The sequence below is a fragment of the Micromonospora sp. NPDC047793 genome (assembly GCF_040642635.1).
Taxonomy (GTDB): Bacteria; Actinomycetota; Actinomycetes; order Mycobacteriales; family Micromonosporaceae; genus Micromonospora.
Genome location: NZ_JBEYSG010000003.1, coordinates 53,278 through 71,284 on the forward strand (window position 1 = coordinate 53,278; position 18,007 = coordinate 71,284).

15 protein-coding genes and 1 pseudogene are annotated in these 18,007 nt (G+C 71.8%); 5 read left to right on the forward strand and 11 right to left on the reverse strand.

The window, feature by feature from the left end:
- The first annotated feature begins 81 nt into the window (after window positions 1-81).
- Window positions 82-639: an STAS domain-containing protein gene (locus ABZ738_RS07960; RefSeq protein WP_131055733.1), complete on the forward strand. Its 558-nt coding sequence runs from the start codon at window positions 82-84 to the stop codon at window positions 637-639.
- Between the two features lie 310 nt (window positions 640-949).
- Here the strand turns inward: ABZ738_RS07960 and ABZ738_RS07965 are convergent, their stop codons facing one another.
- From ABZ738_RS07965 to pgi, 8 genes and pseudogenes are all read right to left on the reverse strand, one after another.
- Complete coding sequence (locus ABZ738_RS07965) at window positions 950-1,249, reverse strand: BON domain-containing protein (protein ID WP_131057253.1); 300 nt, start codon at window positions 1,247-1,249, stop codon at window positions 950-952.
- A gap of 205 nt (window positions 1,250-1,454) precedes the next feature.
- Window positions 1,455-2,660, reverse strand: a complete 1,206-nt coding sequence (locus ABZ738_RS07970; RefSeq protein WP_131057250.1) for a HAMP domain-containing sensor histidine kinase — start codon at window positions 2,658-2,660, stop codon at window positions 1,455-1,457.
- Window positions 2,661-2,682: 22 nt separating this feature from the next.
- Entirely contained in the window at window positions 2,683-3,378 is a 696-nt protein-coding gene (locus ABZ738_RS07975; RefSeq protein WP_357211848.1) for a response regulator transcription factor, read from the reverse strand.
- 7 nt (window positions 3,379-3,385) lie between these two features.
- Window positions 3,386-4,330, reverse strand: coding sequence for a trypsin-like peptidase domain-containing protein (locus tag ABZ738_RS07980; protein WP_357211850.1), 945 nt, complete (start codon window positions 4,328-4,330; stop codon window positions 3,386-3,388).
- 20 nt (window positions 4,331-4,350) lie between these two features.
- Window positions 4,351-5,301 (reverse strand): VWA domain-containing protein, encoded by a 951-nt coding sequence (locus ABZ738_RS07985; protein ID WP_357211852.1) that lies wholly within the window; start codon window positions 5,299-5,301, stop codon window positions 4,351-4,353.
- Window positions 5,298-6,281, reverse strand: coding sequence for a DUF58 domain-containing protein (locus ABZ738_RS07990; RefSeq protein ID WP_357211854.1), 984 nt, complete (start codon window positions 6,279-6,281; stop codon window positions 5,298-5,300). The genes ABZ738_RS07985 and ABZ738_RS07990 overlap by 4 nt, the downstream gene beginning before the upstream one ends.
- Window positions 6,278-7,255, reverse strand: a pseudogene (locus ABZ738_RS07995) (AAA family ATPase); the annotation flags it as partial. The pseudogene ABZ738_RS07995 and the gene ABZ738_RS07990, both read right to left, overlap by 4 nt.
- Window positions 7,256-8,509: 1,254 nt before the next feature.
- Window positions 8,510-10,144 (reverse strand): glucose-6-phosphate isomerase, encoded by a 1,635-nt coding sequence (pgi, locus tag ABZ738_RS08000; RefSeq protein ID WP_357211856.1) that lies wholly within the window; start codon window positions 10,142-10,144, stop codon window positions 8,510-8,512.
- 211 nt (window positions 10,145-10,355) lie between these two features.
- Here pgi and ABZ738_RS08005 point away from each other — a divergent pair, with 211 nt between their 5' ends.
- Both ABZ738_RS08005 and ABZ738_RS08010 read left to right on the forward strand, forming a co-directional pair.
- Window positions 10,356-11,786 carry a glucose-6-phosphate dehydrogenase gene (locus ABZ738_RS08005; RefSeq protein WP_357211858.1) on the forward strand — a complete coding sequence of 477 codons (1,431 nt, stop codon included), beginning with the start codon at window positions 10,356-10,358 and terminating at the stop codon, window positions 11,784-11,786.
- A 208-nt stretch (window positions 11,787-11,994) separates the two neighbouring features.
- Window positions 11,995-13,098 carry a sporulation protein gene (locus ABZ738_RS08010; RefSeq protein WP_131054935.1) on the forward strand — a complete coding sequence of 368 codons (1,104 nt, stop codon included), beginning with the start codon at window positions 11,995-11,997 and terminating at the stop codon, window positions 13,096-13,098.
- A gap of 116 nt (window positions 13,099-13,214) precedes the next feature.
- On the opposite strand, the gene ABZ738_RS08015 is transcribed toward ABZ738_RS08010, so the two are convergent.
- Window positions 13,215-13,778 (reverse strand): GNAT family N-acetyltransferase, encoded by a 564-nt coding sequence (locus ABZ738_RS08015; protein WP_357211860.1) that lies wholly within the window; start codon window positions 13,776-13,778, stop codon window positions 13,215-13,217.
- 124 nt (window positions 13,779-13,902) lie between these two features.
- On the opposite strand from ABZ738_RS08015, the gene ABZ738_RS08020 reads away from it, so the two are divergent.
- Entirely contained in the window at window positions 13,903-14,613 is a 711-nt protein-coding gene (locus ABZ738_RS08020) for a siderophore-interacting protein (protein WP_131057408.1), read from the forward strand.
- A gap of 39 nt (window positions 14,614-14,652) precedes the next feature.
- On the opposite strand, the gene ABZ738_RS08025 is transcribed toward ABZ738_RS08020, so the two are convergent.
- Together ABZ738_RS08025 and ABZ738_RS08030 are read right to left on the reverse strand one after the other, a co-directional pair.
- The gene (locus tag ABZ738_RS08025) at window positions 14,653-16,077 is read right to left on the reverse strand and encodes a cellulase family glycosylhydrolase (protein WP_131057406.1); all 1,425 of its coding nucleotides are present in this window, start codon (window positions 16,075-16,077) and stop codon (window positions 14,653-14,655) included.
- Window positions 16,078-16,275: 198 nt separating this feature from the next.
- Window positions 16,276-16,506 (reverse strand): hypothetical protein, encoded by a 231-nt coding sequence (locus tag ABZ738_RS08030; protein ID WP_357211863.1) that lies wholly within the window; start codon window positions 16,504-16,506, stop codon window positions 16,276-16,278.
- A 776-nt stretch (window positions 16,507-17,282) separates the two neighbouring features.
- Between ABZ738_RS08030 and ABZ738_RS08035 the strand changes: the two genes are divergently transcribed.
- Window positions 17,283-17,960: a hypothetical protein gene (locus tag ABZ738_RS08035; protein ID WP_236145627.1), complete on the forward strand. Its 678-nt coding sequence runs from the start codon at window positions 17,283-17,285 to the stop codon at window positions 17,958-17,960.
- The last annotated feature ends 47 nt before the right edge of the window (window positions 17,961-18,007 follow it).

An 18,007-nucleotide genomic window follows, 5' to 3' on the forward strand; every position in this document is an offset into this window, starting at 1 on the left:
CCGTCATGCGTCCGCGCGGTACCCGCCACCTGCCGGCGGCAGGGTGGGGCCGACCCCCTCTGACGTGGAAAGGAGCGCGCTATGGCCGTTGCACTGGACGACCACCTGGTCACCCTGACCTGCGACAACTGCGGTGACATCGTCACCGGGTCGGGTGCGCCCTCGGGCGGCGAGGTGGTGTGGACGCTGCTCTCCGAGCACGGGTGGAGCGGCTCCCCGCTCGCCGACGGCCCGCACCGATGCGCCCACTGCACCCGACTCGGCCCGGCCCCCGACGGCGTACCGGGAGGCGTCACCGGCATCGAGCACCTCGACGGCGTGACCGTGGTGACCATCGCCGGTGACGTCGACCTCGACACCGGCGACGCCCTGGAGTTGGCGTTGCGGCACGCGACCGACATGGGCGGCCACGTGGTGGTCGACCTCGGCCGCACCGACCTGATCGACTCGACCGCGCTGGGCCTGCTCGTCCGGGCCCACCACCGCGTCGCCGAGCGTGGCGCGACCCTCTGTGTCGCGGCGAGATCGCCGCTGATCCGTCAGGTACTGCGGGTCACCCGCCTGGACGAGGTGTTCCCGCTCGTCGAGACCCGCGCCGACGCGCTGGCCCGCCTCGACGCCACCGACCCGGCCCGCTGACCGCCGGCCGGCTCCCGCAGGCCACCTGAGACCCGCCGGCCGCCGACCGACGCCACCACCGACCCGGCCCACTGACCGACGGAATTCGCTGGCCCCCTGGTGGCCGGAACGGACGCCGCCCTCGACTCCGTCTCGGGAGCGAGGGCGGGGCGGTCAGAACGGGGCCGGGGTGATCGTGTCGCCCGATCCCGGGCCCTGGGGGAGGGGCCCGGGATCGGACCGGCCGCGGGACCCGGCCGGGGATAGGCGACTCGAACAGATCCGGCCCGCCCGTACCAACCGGTGCCTGGCGGTACGGGCGAGCCGGAGCTCAGTGGCGGCTGCGCCTGGTATTGGCCAGCCGCAGGGCGTTGCAGACGTCCAGCACGCCCTCGACGTCCCAGGCCAGCTCGCTGGCGGCGCGGCGGGTCTCCGCGCTGCCGACCAACCCGGTGAGGATCACCACGCTGTTCTGCACCATCACGGTGATCTGCTGCCGCCGGGTGGTCCAGTCGGCGCTCAGCCGCTGGGCGACCAGGGCGGCCAGTCGGACATCCTCGTCGTGATGCTGCGGTTCGTCCCAGAGTGCGCGGAAGGAGTGGTCGTCCGGCATCGGCCAGGGCCACGGCATCACCACAGCGGTCTCCTTCGTCGTCGACGCCGGCGACGCGAGGCGCCGTCCCGATCGACCACCACACTGCGCAACGACCTTGGAGTGGACCGCACGGTTGGATGACATTTGCATGACAGATCCTGCCGGTGCCCGCCGCCGACCGGTGCCCGCGCCCGACGGTCGGGCCTGTCCCGGCGCGGCGGCTGTGCGGCGCAAGGCCAGATCAGAGCGGTGAGGTGACCGGCGGCGGCGTGTCGTCGGCCCGGTCCGCGGCGGGCAACCACAACACGAAGACGCTGCCCGTTCCGGGCCGGGAGAAGACCGCGGCCTGCCCGCCGTGCGACTCCACGATCTGCCGCACGATTGCCAGCCCGAGTCCGGTACGCCGATCACCCGGCTCGCCCCGCCCGGTCTCGCCGCGCCAGAACCGGTCGAAGACCCGGCGCTGGTCGTCCTCGGCGATACCCGGTCCCTCGTCCGCCACCGCCAGCCACAACCAGCCGCCCGCACGCCCGGTCGCCACCTGGACGGCTCCGCCCAGCGGGGAGAGGCGTACCGCGTTGGAGAGCAGGTTGCCCGCCGCCCGACGCAGGGCGTCCGGGTCGCCGATGAGCCCCAGGTCGTTGCCGAGCGCGTACCGCAGCCGCAGCCCGCGCCCGGCGGCCAGTGGGGAGAAGTCCTCGCCCGCCTCGCGCGCCACCGCGCTCAGGTCGACGTCGGTGTCGGCCATCGCGTCGGCGTCCCGGCGGGCGGTGGCCAGCAGGTCCTCCACCAGCCGCGACATCCGGGTGGTGGCCCGGTCTATCGTCGCCACCGCCGCCGTCCGTTCCGGCTCGGTGGCCTCCGGCGAGTTCAGCGAGGCGTCCAGGTTCGCCCGGATGATCGCCAACGGACTGCGCAACTCGTGTGAGGCGTCGTCGATGAGCTGACGTTGGGCGTGGAAGGCATGGTCCAGCCGATCCAGCATCGAGTCGATGGTGTCGCCGAGATCCCGCAGCTCGTCGCGGGGACCGGCCAGCCGGATCCGGCGGGACAGGTCGGTGGCCTGGATGTCCCGGGCGGTACGCGCGATCGCGCCCACCGGACGCAACGCCCGCCCCGACAGCACCCACCCGATGCCGAGACTCGCCACGAAGAGTCCACCGAGCGCGATCAGCGAGTAGTCCCGGACGGTCTGCAACAGTCGCAGATTGACCTCGTCCTCTATCTGCTGCACCTCGGCCACCTCGATGGTGGTGCCGGTGGCCACCGTCCGGCCGTCGGCCTTCTGCTTGTAGAGCTGCGCCTCGTACCGTTTGGAGATCGGCTTCGGGTCGACCGCCCGGTCCACCGCCACGTACGCCACCGCCAGCCCCGCCCCGGCCAGCGCGAACAACAGCGTCGAGTAGAGCACCGTCAACCGGAACCGGATCGACCGGAACAGCCTCACGTCTACACCCCAGTCCGCTCGCTCACGCCGCCACCTCTCGCAACCGGTAGCCGCGCCCGATCACCGTCTCGATCGGTGGCTCGGTGTCGGTGCCGGTGAGTTTGCGCCGCAGCGTACCCACGGTGACCCGGACCGTCTCGGTGAACGGGTCGGCGTTGGCGTCCCAGACGTGCTCCAGCAGCTCCTCGGCGGGCACCACCCGGCCCGGATGCGTCATCAGGTACTCCAGCACCCCGAACTCCTTGCGGGTGAGCTGGAGTTCCCGTACGCCCCGACGGGCCTCCTGCCGCGCCACGTCCAGGCTCAACGCCCCCACGGTCAGCACCACCCCGGTGCCGCCGGTGTCCCGCCGCAACAGGGCCCGCACCCGCGCCAGCAGCTCGACGAGGGCGAACGGCTTCACCAGGTAGTCGTCCGCGCCCTCGTCGAGCCCGCGTACCCGGTCGCCGAGCGCGCCACGCGCGGTGAGCATCAACACGCGCAGGTCCCGCCCACCGGCGACCTCGACCGCGCCGGAGCGGATCGCCCGGCACACCGCGAAGCCGTCCTCGTCGGGCAGGTTGACGTCCAACAGCATCAGGTCGTACGCGTTGACCAGCAGCAGCTCGTACGCCTGCGCCGCGTCCACCGCGACGTCGACGGCGTAACCGGCGCGGACCAGCCCGAGCCGCAACGCGCCGGCCAGGTCCTCCTCGTCCTCCACCACGAGCAGCCGCATCTGTCCGTCACCCTCTCGCGATCAGCCTCTGCGCCACCTGCGACGCGCGGTCGATCGGGACCGCGAAGCCGATCCCGATGTTGCCGCCTCCCTCCAGTGTGGCGATGGCGGTGTTGACCCCGACCACCTCGCCCCGCCCGTTGACCAACGGCCCGCCCGAATTGCCGGGGTTGATGGACGCGTCGGTCTGCACCGCCGGTTGCCGGGTGCTGCCGCCACCGAGTCGGACCGGGCGGTCCAGCGCGCTGACGATCCCGGCGGTCACCGTGCCGGAGAGCCCCAGCGGCGAACCGACGGCGAGCACCGGTTCGCCCACCCGAGTCTGCCCGGTGGGGGCGAGCGGCAGCGGGCGCAGCCCGTTGCCCGGATCGACACGCAGCACGGCGATGTCCGTACCCGGGTCACGGCCGACCAACCGCGCGGTCAGCCGACGGCCGTCCTGACCGACCACCTGGATCGTGCCGCCCCGGGCCACCACGTGGTCGTTGGTGACCACATGCCCCCGACCGTCGATCAGGAAACCGGAACCGGAGGCACCGCGCCCGCCGGACGAGGTCTGCACCGACACCACCCCGGCCAGCACCCGGTCGGCGGCGGCCACCAGGTCACCCCCGGGGCCGAGGGCGAGCGGCGGCGCGGCGGCCTCCGCCGCCTCCGGCATATCGTCGCGGGCGGCGAGGTGACCGGCCACGCCACCGGCGCCCGCCGAGACCGCCACCAGCGTCAACCCGACCAGCAACAACCGGGGCCACCGGGACGGGCCGCCGCCGGGGGAGACGTCCGGCGGCGTGTCCGGCCCGACCGGCCCGACCGGCCCACCCGGCACGGCGGGTACGACCGGCGGCGCCGACGCGACTCCCGGTACGCCCGCCGCGGCGGCATCGCCATACAGGTTCGGGGAGACGAACCGCGGCCCGCGCGGCTCACCGAGGCCCGGAATCGTGCTCGTCATGAACTGTCCCTTCGAAGTCGTCACGGCAGGCGGGAGAACCAGAGCATCGACGCCGCCGCGGCCAGCAGCGCGAACACCAGCCCGCCACCGATGAACCGGGCCGACACGTCCTGCCGCTCCATCCGGTAGCCCACCGACGAGCCGATGTCGGCGTACGCCTCGCGAAGTTCGGCGCTGCTGCCCGCCTCGTAGTAGCCGCCCCCGGACTGCTCCGACACGACCCGCAGGGTCTCCCCGTCGACCGGGACGCGCTGTCCCGCGCCGATCTGGCCGTCGAGCGTGCCGAAGGAGATGGTGTCGACCGGTACCCCGGCCTCCACCGCGTCGCCCGCCGCCGAGGTCGGGTTGCGCCCGGTGGTGTTGGCCCCGTCGGAGAGGATCACCACCCGGGCCGGCGGCGGCTCGTCGACCGCCTGCGCGTCAAGCGTGCGGATCGACTCCAGCGAGGCGTCGATGGCGTCGCCGATCGCGGTGCCCTGCACGCCCGTGACGCCCTCGTCGAGCCGGTCGATGCCGGCCGCCATCATCTCCCGGTCACCGGTCGGCGGCACCATCACCGAGGCGCTGCCCGCGAACGCCACCAACCCCACGTTGAACTCCTCCGGCAGGTCCGCGACGAACTCCCGGGCCGCGTCCTTGGCCGCGACCAACCGATCCGGCGGTACGTCGTCGGCGAGCATGGACCGGGACACGTCCACCGCGACCATCACGGTGGCCCGTTCACGGGGTACGCGCACCTCGTCGGTGGGCCGGGCGAACCCGACCACCAGCAGCGCCAACATGGCGATGAACAGACCGGCGGGCACGTGTCGCCGCCACGCCGGGCGGGCCGGCGCGACCTTGTCCAGCAGCCGCAGGTTGGTGAACCGCACCGCGTACCGGCTGCGTCGCCGCTGCATCACCAGGTAGCCGACGACCAGCGCGACCACCCCGGCGAGCAGCCACAACCTTTCCGGAGACTCCCAGCTCACGCTTGTCCTCCTCCACCGGGTCGGGTGGCTCGGGCGAGCCGTCGTTGGGCGTGGACGTGGCGGACGATGTCGGCGATCCAGTCCCGGTCGGTGCTCAGCGGCAGGTGTGACGCACCGGCCCGACGCAACGCCCGGGTCACCGCCAGGCGCTGGGCGGCGGCGGCCGCCGCGTACCGCTCCCGCAGCTTGCGGCTGCCGGTGGACACCTCGCGGCGCTGGCCGCTCTCCGGGTCGACGAGCGTGATCAGGCCGACGTCGGGCAGTTCCAGCTCGCGCGGGTCGCGGACCTCGACCGCGAGCACCTGGTGCCGGGCGGCCAGCCGCCGCAGCGGTCGCTCCCAGTCCGGCGGCGGCCCGTCCGCGCCGCTCATCCCCTCGTCGGGCAGGCCGTCGAGGAAGTCGGAGACCACCACGGCGAGACCGCGCTGACCGGCGGAACGGCGCAGCCCGTCGATCGCGTCGGCCAGCGGCACCGGCTGGGTGGCGGGCCGCCCCCGGGGCACCTCCATCAACGTCCGCAGCAGATTGATCAGGTGGTGGCGTCCGGTGCGGGCGGGGAAGCGGCGTACCCCGGCGTCACCGAGCAGATGCGCGCCGAGCCGGTTGCCGGTGCCGGCGGTGAGGAACCCGACGGCGGCCACGGCCGCCACCGCCAGTTCCCGCTTCTCCAACTCGGCGGTGCCGAAGTCCATGCTGGGCGTGGCGTCCACGAGCGTCCAGGTCGTCAACTCCCGGTCCGCGTCCACGGTCCGCACGTGCGGCACGGCGGTACGCGCCGTCACCGACCAGTCCATCCGTCGGACCTCGTCCTCACCGGCCCGGTACTCGCGGCTGCCCGCCGGCTCGCTGCCCGGACCGGGCAGTAGCCCCAGGTGCTGGCCGTGCAGCAGCCCGTCCAGGCGGCGGTTGATCGTCAACTCCAGCCGGCGCAACCGACGCTGCGGCGCGAGCCGCCCGACACTGGTCGTGTGCGCGTTCACGCCGCCGCCCCCAGGCCGGGCCCCTGCTGCTCCTGCGCGGGGGCGATCTGCGGCGGCGGCACCGCCTCCACGATCCGCCGCACCAGCTCACCGGCGTCCACGTCGTCGGCGACCGCGTCGAAGCTGAGCACCAGCCGGTGGGTCAGCACGTCGGCGGCGATCTCCCGCACGTCGGCGGGAAGGACGTAGTCGCGGCCCCGCAGCAGGGCCAGCGCCCGTGCCGCGGCGACCAGGCCGAGCGTGGCCCGTGGGCTGGCACCGTACGCGAGCTGGTCCGCCACGTCGGCCAACCCGAAGCGGCGCGGGTCCCGGGTGGCCAGCACCAGGCGGACGACGTACTCGGCCAACGCATGATGGACGAACACCTCCCGCGCCCGGGCCTGGAGCGCCGCGAGCCGGGCCGGGTCCAGCACCGGCCGGGCGGCCGGCGTGCTGGTGCCCATCCGATAGAGGATGCCCAGCTCCTCGTCGTCGGTCGGGTAGTCGACCACCACCTTCATCAGGAACCGGTCCCGCTGCGCCTCCGGGAGCTGGTACACCCCCTCGGACTCGATCGGGTTCTGGGTGGCCAGCACAAGGAACGGAGTCGGCACCGGATAGGTCCGCCCACCGAGCGACACGTGCCCCTCGGCCATCACCTCCAGCAGCGCCGACTGCACCTTCGCCGGAGCCCGGTTGATTTCGTCGGCGAGCACCAGGTTGGCCATCACCGGTCCCAGTTCCACGTCGAAGCTCTCCGTCGACGGGCGATAGATCCGGGTGCCGAGGATGTCCGACGGCACCAGGTCCGGGGTGAACTGGATCCGGGCGAAGCTGCCACCCACCGCCGTGGCCAGGGTCTCGGCGGCGAGCGTCTTCGCCACCCCGGGTACGCCCTCCAACAGGCAGTGCCCCCGGGCCAACAGTGCGGTCAACAGCCGCTCCACCAGCCGGTCCTGGCCGACGATGACCCGCTTCACCTCGAACAGGGTCTGTTCCAACAGTCGGGCCGCCCCGGCGTGCTCGCCGATGACGTCGAATTCGCGGATGTCGGTCGTCGTCACGCACTCGCTCCTCGGTTGCGTCAGGGACGCGGGTACCCGACCTGCGGGGGAGGCCGGGACCCGCTCCTGACCCATTGGGCCAGAGCCCCCCGAAAGCCAACCGAACGACGACCGTGAAGGCCGGGCACCGCCAGGCCGATGGACCGGATTCGGCGAGTGGTGGGGTGCCATGTGGACGCGGTGGTGTGGTGCACAGAGCGTCTGGGCAGGTGGAGTGGGGTGTGCGGGCGCTATCGAGCTGATGGCGCAGACGGATCGCTTTGTGGGATGGCTCGCCGTCGCGCACGCCGACGCCCGCGGTGACAGCACAAACGGTTCAGCTCGACAGGGCTAATACCCACACATGTACGCCGTCTCCGGTCGCGAACTGATTCACCAGATGAGCGGGTGGCTCACCCCCGCCAAGATCACGCTCGATCCTGGACCGAGTGGCATCCCAGCGCCACGATAACCACTCGATCCAGGATCGAGCACGACCTCGATCCCAGCGCGCGAGTGGGCTGGCGCAGTGCGCTACAGCGGTAGCGGGTTCCGGCCTCCGACCTCCAGCATCGCCCGCCTGCCTCCGCCCTCGCGCCCGCTCCACGCCTTCCCGCCCTGCCCAGCCTTTCCCTCCGCCCCTGCACTCCTACGCCGATCATGGAGGCGTGGTCGCTGGATTGTGCCGATACGCCCAACTCCTAGCCGCCACGACTCCATGATCGCGGGGGCGCAAGGCGCGGGCCTGGATGATCAAGAAGTTCTGGTCGTTCACACCGAGGTGGCGTGATGAAAACTTCTTGATCAACTCGCCGGGGGGCCGGGGCGGGGGTCCTGTACCCCCGTGGCCCGTATGAGTTCATCGAGATCGGCGCAACTTCGGTGAAGTTGCTGCCTCGGGGGCGCCTGGAGGCCGCAACCTCGGTGAAGTTGCGCGGATCTTGTTCGGGCCGGCGCAAGCGGACGGCAGGTGAGCATCCGGTGTGCCGAGCCGGTTGCCCGCCGTGACCCAGGTGCCCGCCGTGCCTGGCGTGCCTGCCGCCTTCCTGCCGTGCCGTGACACGTGCCCGCTGTGCTGGGGCGCGCGCCGCCGCAGCGTGCGTGCTCGCCCGCCGTGCGGTGCGCGCGCCACACGACGGGCGCTCGCCCGCTGTACGCGTTGCACACCACGACGGGCTCGCCCGCCGTGGTGTGTCACGCGTCCGGTCAGGGGCGGTTGCGCTGGGTGCGGTAGCGGCGGATGAGGGCGGCGGTGGAGCTGTCCAGCGTCGTCAGGTCGGGTCCGTCGCCGTTGAGCAGGGGAGCGAGCTGGTTCGCCATCACCTTGCCGAGTTCCACGCCCCACTGGTCGAAGGGGTTGATGTCCCAGATCGCGCCCTCGGTGAGGACGATGTGCTCGTAGAGGGCGACCAGTTGGCCGAGGGTCGCGGGGGTGAGGCGGTCGGCCGTGATCGAGGTGGTGGGGTGGTTGCCCACCATCACCTTGTGCGGTACGAGGTCGGCCGGAGTACCCTCCGCCGCGACCTGCTCGGCGGTGCGGCCGAAGGCCAGCGCGGCGGTCTGGGCGAAGAAGTTCGACATGAACAGGTCGTGCATGTCGCCGATCTCGTGATTGGGTTCGCTGAACCCGATGAAGTCGGCCGGCACCAGCCGGGTGCCCTGGTGCAGCAGTTGATAGAAGGCGTGCTGGCCGTTGGTGCCCGGTTCGCCCCAGAAGATCTCGCCGGTGTCGTACGCCACGGGCTGCCCGTCGGTGCGGACCGACTTGCCGTTGCTCTCCATGGTGAGCTGTTGCAGGTAGGCCGGGAACCGGTGCAGGTACTGCGAGTAGGGCAGCACCGCGTGGGTCTGCGCGCCGAGGAAGTTGGCGTACCAGATGTTCAGCAGGCCGAGCAGCACCGGGGCGTTGCGGGCCGGCGGTGCGGTGCGGAAGTGCTCGTCCATGGCGTGGTAGCCGGCCAGCATCTCGTCGAAGCGCGCCGGGCCGATGGAGAGCATCACCGACAGGCCGACCGCCGACGGCAGCGAGTAGCGTCCGCCGACCCAGTCCCAGAAGCCGAACATGTTCGCCGGGTCGATGCCGAAGTCCGTCACCCGCTGGGCGTTGGTGCTGACCGCGACGAAGTGCCGGGCCACGGCCTCGTCGCCCGCGTCGAGTCCGGCCAGCAGCCAGCGTCGGGCCTGGTGGGCGTTGGCCAGGGTCTCCTGGGTGGAGAAGGTCTTCGACACGATCACGAACAGCGTGCTGGCCGGGTCCAGGTCGGCGGTGGTGTCGTGGATGTCGGTGGGGTCGATGTTCGACACGAACCGGCAGGAGATGCCGGCGTCGCGGTACGCCTTGAGCGCCTCGTACGCCATCACCGGTCCGAGGTCGGAGCCGCCGATGCCGATGTTGACCACGGTGCGGATCCGCTCGCCGGTGTGTCCGCGCCACTGGCCGGACCGCACCTGGTCGGCGAAGTCGGCCATCCGCTGCCGGACGGCGTGCACGTCGGCCACCACGTCCTGACCGTCCACGGTCAGCGTGGCGTCGCGGGGCAGCCGCAAGGCGGTGTGCAGGACGGCCCGGTCCTCGGTGCCGTTGATGTGCGCTCCGGCGAACATCGCGGCGATCCGGTCGGTGAGCCCGACCCGCTCGGCCAGCGCGGTCAGCAGGGCCAGGGTCTCCTCGGTGACCAGGTTCTTGCTGTAGTCGACGTAGAGATCGGCCACCTCGACGGTCAACCGCTCGCCCCGGTCGGGATCACCGGCGAACAGGTCCCGCAGGTGCGTCGCGCGGATCTCGTCGGCGTGCTTGCGCAGGGCCTGCCACTCGTCGGTGGTGGTGACGTCCGCAGCCATCGGATCGATCGTCTCCTCGCAGGGTAGGCGCGCCGCCGGCGTCGTCCGGCCGGCGGGATGGGACCAGCCTGCCACACGAAGATCGCCGCACCGGGCCGGACGCGGGGTCACCGGTCACGATCCGCGCGGGTGTCGATGCGCTGTGCGCACGGGCGGCGGACGTCGGCGGGGTCGCTGCCCGACGCGGGAACGGACAGGGCAAGGTGGAGGCATGACGACGCCGGCACCGAAGAATCCCGCAGCCGCCTCCGCGACCTCCGCAGCCCTCCGGCAGACGCTGCTGGTGCTGGGCGCCAGCGGGGACCTGACCGGCCGGTTGCTGCTGCCCGGGCTGGGCCGGTTGCTGGCCAGCGGCGCGGTGCCGAATCTGCGGCTGATCGGCAGCGGCATGGACGACTGGGACGACGAGCGCTGGCGTCGCCGGGTGGCGGACTCGTTCGCCAGTGTCGACGCGCAGGGGCCGGTCGAGGCCGACGTACTCCGCGAGACCCGGTACGTGACCGCCGACGTGACCCGCGAGGAGGACCTGCGGGGGCTGCTCAGCGGCTGTGCCGGCCCGGTGGTGATCTTCTTCGCGCTGCCGCCGTTCGTGACCGCCCGGTCGGCCGCCGCGTTGGCCCGCATCGGCGTACCGCCGGGTACCCGGCTGATGCTGGAGAAGCCCTTCGGCGTCGACCGGATCTCGGCGCGTTCGCTCAACGAGCTGCTGGCCACGTTGGTGCCCGAGGACCAGGTGCACCGCATCGACCACTTCCTCGGCAAGTCCACCGTGCTGAACCTGCTCGGCCTGCGCTTCGCCAACCGGATCTTCGAGCCGGTGTTGAACAACACCCACGTGGCCTGCGTGGACATCGTCTTCGACGAGACCCTGGGCCTGGAGGGTCGGGCCGGCTACTACGACCGTGCGGGCGCGTTGGTCGACATGGTGCAGAGCCACCTGCTCCAGGTGCTCGCCCTGCTCGGCATGGAGCCGCCGCCCACGCTGAGCGCGAAGGAGCTGCGCGGGCGCAAGGCGCAGGTGTTGCGGGCCGTCCGCCTGTGGCAGGACGACCCGGTGGCGGCGAGCCGCCGGGCCCGGTACACGGCGGGCGACATCGACGGCCGCCACCTGCCCGCCTACGCGGCGGAGGAGGGCGTGGACCCGGGCCGGAACACCGAGACCCTCGCCGAGGTGGTGCTGGAGGTGGACACCTGGCGCTGGGCGGGCGTCCCGTTCCGGCTGCGCTCCGGCAAGGCCACGTCGGCGGTACGCAAGGAGGCCGTCATCACCTTCAAGCAGCCGGCCCGGGTGCCCGACGGCCTGACCGGGTACGAGGAGCCGGACCGCCTGCGGATCGGGTTCGGGCCGGACTGTCTCGGGCTGAACCTGAACATCAACGGCCCCGGCAACCCGTTCGACCTGGACCAGGTGCACCTGATGGCGGACTTCGGCCCCGGCGAGCTGCCCGCGTACGGCGAGGTGCTGCGCGGCGCGTTCGAGGGCGACCCGACGCTGTCGGTGCGGGGCGACGTGGCCGAGGAGTGCTGGCGCATCGTCGAGCCGGTGCTGGCGGCCTGGAAGGCGGGGAGCGTGCCGTTGCAGGAGTACGCGGCCGGTTCGGCCGGTCCGGACGATTCGTTGCTCGGCCCGGTACGCGGCTGACCAGGGCGACCGGCGGCTGCACCGCGTGAGGGATTCTCACTGATGGTGACAGTGCGATATCTCTCAGCTACTTTTCAGGCACCGGTGCTAGCTTCCCGTCTCGACGGGATCCATGATGGACGGCGCCGATTCCGTTGCGACACAACGGCTGAGGCGTAGAAGTTTCACGTCCGTGCCACGGTCGCGCCTGTGGTCGAGGGAGAAGCTCGTGGTGTTCAAGAAGATGCTGGGTGCCTTCGGGATCGGCGCGCCCAGCGTCGACACGGTCCTGTCCGATCCGGGCACCCGCCCCGGCTCGGTGTTGACCGGCCAGGTGAACCTGACCGGCGGCAACCAGGACGTGGACATCGACCAGGTCGTGTTGAGCCTGGTCACCCGCGTCGAGGTCGACGGCGCGGACGGCGACCACGACGCGACCGTCGAGTTCCACCGGGTGCCGGTCGCGGGCGGGCTGCGCCTCGCGGAGGGGCAGCACCTGGCTCTGCCGTTCCAGATCCCGATGCCGTTGCAGACCCCGGTGACCGACGTCTACGGCCAGCGGCTGCCCGGCATGACCATGGGCCTGCGCACCGAGGTCGCCATCCGTGGCGCGGTCGACAAGGGCGACCTCGACCCGGTGTACGTGCACCCGCTGCCGGTGCAGGAGCGGATCCTCGAGGCGTTCGGGCGGCTGGGCTTCCAGTTCAAGGGCTCCGACCTGGAGCACGGGCAGATCGCCGGGGCGCGCCAGACGCTGCCCTTCTATCAGGAGATCGAGTACTTCGCCGCGCCGCAGTACGCCCACGAGATCAACGAGGTCGAGCTGACCTTCCTCGCCGACGAGCAGGGCGTCGACATCGTGCTGGAGTTCGACCGGCGCGGTGGCCTGTTCACCGGTGGGCACGACTCCTACGGCCGCTACCGCGTGGCGCACGCCGACGCCGACCAGCGGGACTGGGCCGCCGAGGTCGACGGCTGGTTCCGTCAGGCGCTCGACCAGTACCGCACCCTGCACCCCGGCGCGGCCTTCGCCCAGCCCGGCCCGCAGGGCTACGGCCAGCCGGGCTACGGGCAACCCGGCTACGGGCAGCCGGGTTACGGCCAGCCCGCCTACGGCCAACCCGGCTACGGCCAGCCGGTCGGCTACCCGCCGCAGCAGCCCATGTACGGGCACCACCAGGAGGAGCACCACGAGCGGCGCGGGCCGGGCATGGGCGCGGTCGCCGCCGGTGTGGTCGGCGGTGCGGCGCTCGGATTTGCCGGCGGCATGGTCGCCGACGAGGTCTTCGATTCCTTCGGTGACGACGAGGGCGACGACGGCGGCGAGGAGTGACTCGCTGACTCGTCGCCCCGTCGACGTCACCACGAAGCGGGTCTCCACCCGCGACGGCCGCCCGGTCGCCAGGCTCCCCACTGGTGGCCGGGCGGTGTCGTGTGCCGGGTCTAGGTCTAGTGGCTGGTCAGCACCGGTCGGTCCGCCTCGAACCGGGCCCGGGTGAGGAAGGCGAGCCGGGCGCGCTTGTCCGGCATGTCGATCTCCTCGGCCAGGGTGAACCCCTCGGCGAGCAGTCGGCGGCGGGCCGCGTCGTTGCGGACGTCGGGCTCGACGACGATGCGGTCCCGGGTCGGGTCCAGGAACAGGAACCGGGCCAGGGCGGCGCCGACCGGACCGGCCAGCGCGCGGGGCAGGCCGGGCGGCGGGGCGAGCAGCAGGTGCATGCCGATGTCGCCGGGGCGTACGGGATAGCGCTCGCCGACCGGGTCGGCCGCCGGCTGGTACGTCTGGAACAGGCCGATCGGCACGTCGTCGATCCGGATCAGGTACGCGTGATGGGTGGTCAGAGCGTCGACGAACTCGTAGATCTCGCGCACCTCGTCGAGGGTGTGCGAACCCATGCCCCAGAACACCGCGCGGGGCTGGGTGACCCAGCCGTGCAGGAGTTCGGCGTCGACCATCGGGTCGACGGTGGTCAGGCTGAGGGTGCCGAGGTCGGCGATCTTCTCCTGGTACATGCTGCCTCGCTTCGGATGGGCAGAGCGGGTGGACCCTCACGCGGTCGGAGCGCCGGGTCCTCGCCACGATCGGCGAGTTAGGTTAACCTAACCTAACTTTTCGGGACGGTAGCAGGAGGCACGGGTGAAGCGGAACTGGGAGTCGCTGGTCCTCAAGGCGATGGGAGGACGGAACTTCCGACTGACCGTCCTGGACTCCGCGCCGGTGAACGAGCGGTACCAACGTCTGCTGGTCGACGGTGGCGGGTTGCTCCAGGAGTGTGAGGTCCACCCGACGATGTGGATCCGGCTCTGGTTCGACAACGACGGACGGGCGCACCAGCGGGCGTACACGCTCGTCGACCCGGACCCGGAAACCGGCCGCTTCCACCTGGAGTTCGCGCTGCACGACGGCGTCGCCGCCCGCTGGGCCGGCGCGGCCCGCCCCGGCGACACCATCGAGGCCACCGTGCACGGCACCGGGTTCGCCCTGCCCGACCCGGCGCCCCGGCACCTCTATCTGGTCGGGGACGCGGCCTCGCTGCCGGCGGTGAACAGCCTGCTGGACAGCGCGCGGGACATCCCGGCGACGGTCTGGATCGAGTACGCCCACGAGGACGAGAAGGAACTGGCCGCCCGCGCCCGTGCACACCACGAGGTGGTGTGGGTGCCGCGCCGCGACGACGGGCGGCACCTGGTCGACACCGTCCGCGACGGGATGAAGGCCAGCGACGGCGGCTACTACTGGGTTGCCTGCGAGGCGGCCACCGCCCGCAGCATCGTCAAGCACATCCGACGCGGTCTCGGCGTGGGCCGCCAGCAGTTGACCGGGGTGGGCTACTGGAACGCCCGGTGAGCGGCGGCCCCGGCGGGTCTGCGCCGGGGCCGCCGTCGGTCAGCTCGTCGGGAAGTTGTCCGGGGTCCGGATGCGCTCGCGCATGAACGCGCCCGAGGTGGTCAGCATGGACGTACCCGTGTAGTTGCTGCCGTTGCAGGTGCCCGGCCGCAACGCCGCACTGCCCTCGGCCTTGTCGGAGAACGTCCAGTTGGCGTACCCGATCTTCAGCCGGTCGAGCAGGTCCAGCCACTGGGTGCTGCTGGCCAGGTCGGCGGCGCCGTCACCGGTGTAGTCCACCAGGCCGAACTCGGTGACGAACAACGGCAGCCGCGCGGCGGCCCGCTCGACCTCGGCCCGGTAGTTGTCCCGGTGCGACGCGGCGTAGAAGTGGAACGCGTACATGACGTTGCTCGCGTTCACCGGGTTGTTGACGATCTCGGTGTGGTTGGAGCCCTCGGAGACGCCCAGCGAGGACCAGCCCCGGGTGCCGACGATGACCACCGCATCCGGGTCGTTGGCACGGATGACCGGGATGACCTGGTCGGCGTAGTTCTTGATGGTCGACCAGCTCACCCCGTTGGGCTCGTTGGTGATCTCGTAGATCACGTTGTTCTTCGACGCGTGCCGTGCGGACACCGCCGCGAAGAAGGTCTTGGCCCGCTCCAGGTTGTGCATCGGGTCGCCGGGCGTGAGCGTGTGGAAGTCGATCATCGCGTACATGCCCCGCTCGGTGGCCTCCTCGACCAGGGCGTTGACCCGGTTGGTGAAGCCCGCCGGGTCGGTCTCGTACCCGTCCTCCTGCACGTACATGGCGATCCGGAACAGGTCGGCCCGCCAGTCGGTGGCGAGCGCGTCCAGCGAGGCGTCGTTGTAGCAGTTGCCGAACCACTGGAGGCCGTGGCTGCTCATGCCGCGCAACTGGATCGGCCGGCCGTACTGGTTGCAGAGGTTGACCCCGCAGACCCGCAGCTGCCCGTTGACGGCCACCGGGGTCTGCCCGCCGGGCGGTGGGGTGGTCGGTGGCGGCGTGGTCGGCGGGGGAGTGGTCGGTGTGGTCGAGCCGGTGCAGACCGTGCCGTTGAGGGTGTACGAGCTCGGTGCCGGATTGGCGCCGGTGAAGGTGCCGTTGAAGCCGATGGTGGTGCTGGCGCGGGTGGCCAGCGACCCGTTCCAGCTCAGGCTCCGTGCGGTGACCTCGCTGCCGCTCTGACTCCAGGTCGCCGACCAACCCTGCGCCAGGCGCTGGCCGCCGTCCGGGAAACGGAAACCGAGCGTCCACCCGTTGATCGGGTCGCCGACGTTGGTGATGGTCACGCTGGCGGTGAACCCGCCGGACCAGCTGTTCGTCGTGTAGGTCACCGAACAGCCGGGTGCGGCCATCGCGGCGGTCGTGGGCAGGACGGCCAGCGTGCCGAGGGTCAGCGCGCCGACGGCACCGGCCGCGACCAGGAGGCGCCGGGCGCGGCGCGGAGGATGCTTCATGGGAACCGTCGCAATCTGGTCATGGTGGGGTACGGCCCTCCGGCGAGAAAGGACGAAGGCGCGGGAGCGCTCCCACGGCAGCCTACGATGGTCGGAAACACCCGCGCAATATTTAGCGCCGTCGAAGCGAGGTGACGCGGTGACGCCCCGGGAGACTCTCCCGGGGCGTCACCGTGGACGGTGTCGTGGCGCCGAACGTCAGAGTTCACCGGCGGCACGTCGCCGGTCGGCCTCGGCGTCGGCGGCGCCGACCGGCGTCGGGTCGGTGTCGCGCTGCGCCCCGGTCAGGTCGATGTCGGCGCCGGCCCGGGCGGCGTCGGCCGCCGCGTCGTCCGCGCCCACCACCTCGCCGGCATCGGGGTCGCCGTCGGTGCGTGCGAGATCGCCGGCCGCGGCGAACGCGATCGGCGTGTAGCGGGGCTCGGTCATGTCGTCCTCCTCGTCGCCGGTGTGTCGCTCTGGTACCCGCCACCGGCGCGGCCCACACCGCCGTGTGCGTCCACCCCGGACCAGGAAACGCCATTCCTGAACGCGCGATCAGGAGCCTGGAAGGGTTCGTCGATGTCCCGGATCGTTGCCGGATCGTTGCCTCGCTTGCCGTATGGCAAAGATCACGCTGGGTCCCTATGATTGCCCGTTTCCGTGCGGCGGGAAGCGCGAGATTCGCGGACGGCAGCACAGTGGATACTCAGAGTGATTGTTTCCGGTGGGTGACGTGTCCACGGCACGGGACGGTGGCACAGGTGTGCCACCACGATTTGCGCTGCTCACTACCCTGATTCTGATCATCGGTAGTGAGCCTCTCGACTTGACAAGGGTTTCAGATGAGCGACAGCCACTCTCCGTACGGAGGGCAGCCGGACCCGAACGCCGCCCCGTGGGGTAACCCGCCCGGTCCGCCGCCGATGCCGCCCGGCAGTCCGGCGGGCTACCCGATGCCGCCGGGTGCTCCCACGAGCGGGCCGGGCGCCCCCGGCTACCCCACGAGCGGCGCCCCGGGCTACCCCACGAGCGGGCCCGGTGCCCCCGGGTACCCCACGAGCGGGCCCGGCGCGCCGGGATATCCCACGAGCGGGCCTGGCGCCCCGGGGTACCCGTCATCGCCGTACGGCGCACCCACGCCCCCTCCTCCGCCCTACGCCGTCCAGGGCCAGCAGAAGTCCGGTAACCGGAACGTCTGGCTCGGCCTCGGCATCGGTGCCGCCGTGATGGCCGTGCTGGTCGCCTGCGGCAGCACCATCGGCTACTTCATGCTCGGTGACGACGACGAGCCCACGCAGATCGCCGCCAGCACCAGCCCCTCGCCCGACGGCGACAACGGCGGCGGCGAAGGCTCGGAGCCCTCGCCGACGCCGGCCGAGCCGGACAACGACGGCGGCAACGGCAACAACAACGCCGTCACGGCCCGCAACTCCAGCGACTTCAACGCGGTGTGCGACGGCAACCCGGTGCTGAACGCCGCGCCGTACAGTTCCCCCAAGGGCGCCAAGGTCTACACCTTCGCCAACAACCCGGACCGCCCCGGTTCCTGGCTGAGCAAGTCGGTCGGCTTCAACAAGCCGTACTACGCCCGGACCTCCGACTGGGCGACCGTCTCGGTCGTCGGCTGCCTCACCTTCGTGCAGGGCAGCGAGGGCGAGCCGCGCAAGTGCCAGTACAAGGACCGCGACGACAAGCAGATCACGGTCGACTACATCTCCTCGCGCTACACCCTGACCTTCCACAACGCCCAGACCGGCGAGAAGGTCGGCGACGGCGGTCGGATCAACGCCCCGGCCGGGCGCTGCCCGAGCTTCATCTCCTACAACCGGGAGACCCTGAAGTCGTACGCCCAGCCGGACAACGGCGCCATCGAGCTGGCCCTGGACAAGTTCACCTCCTGAGCACAGGCGCCTGACCGGCGGGGGCGGGACCGAGAGGTCCTGCCCCC

What these genes read in the sequence shown, in the direction of transcription:
- ABZ738_RS08030 (WP_357211863.1), bottom strand. Translation starts at nt 16,506, where the DNA reads ATGACCGAGCCCCGCTACACGCCGATCGCGTTCGCCGCGGCCGGCGAT.
- pgi (WP_357211856.1), bottom strand. Translation starts at nt 10,144, where the DNA reads ATGGCTGCGGACGTCACCACCACCGACGAGTGGCAGGCCCTGCGCAAG.
- ABZ738_RS08005 (WP_357211858.1), top strand. Translation starts at nt 10,356, where the DNA reads ATGACGACGCCGGCACCGAAGAATCCCGCAGCCGCCTCCGCGACCTCC.
- ABZ738_RS07960 (WP_131055733.1), top strand. Translation starts at nt 82, where the DNA reads ATGGCCGTTGCACTGGACGACCACCTGGTCACCCTGACCTGCGACAAC.
- ABZ738_RS08025 (WP_131057406.1), bottom strand. Translation starts at nt 16,077, where the DNA reads ATGAAGCATCCTCCGCGCCGCGCCCGGCGCCTCCTGGTCGCGGCCGGT.
- ABZ738_RS07980 (WP_357211850.1), bottom strand. Translation starts at nt 4,330, where the DNA reads ATGACGAGCACGATTCCGGGCCTCGGTGAGCCGCGCGGGCCGCGGTTC.
- ABZ738_RS07965 (WP_131057253.1), bottom strand. Translation starts at nt 1,249, where the DNA reads ATGCCGTGGCCCTGGCCGATGCCGGACGACCACTCCTTCCGCGCACTC.
- ABZ738_RS08015 (WP_357211860.1), bottom strand. Translation starts at nt 13,778, where the DNA reads ATGTACCAGGAGAAGATCGCCGACCTCGGCACCCTCAGCCTGACCACC.
- ABZ738_RS07975 (WP_357211848.1), bottom strand. Translation starts at nt 3,378, where the DNA reads ATGCGGCTGCTCGTGGTGGAGGACGAGGAGGACCTGGCCGGCGCGTTG.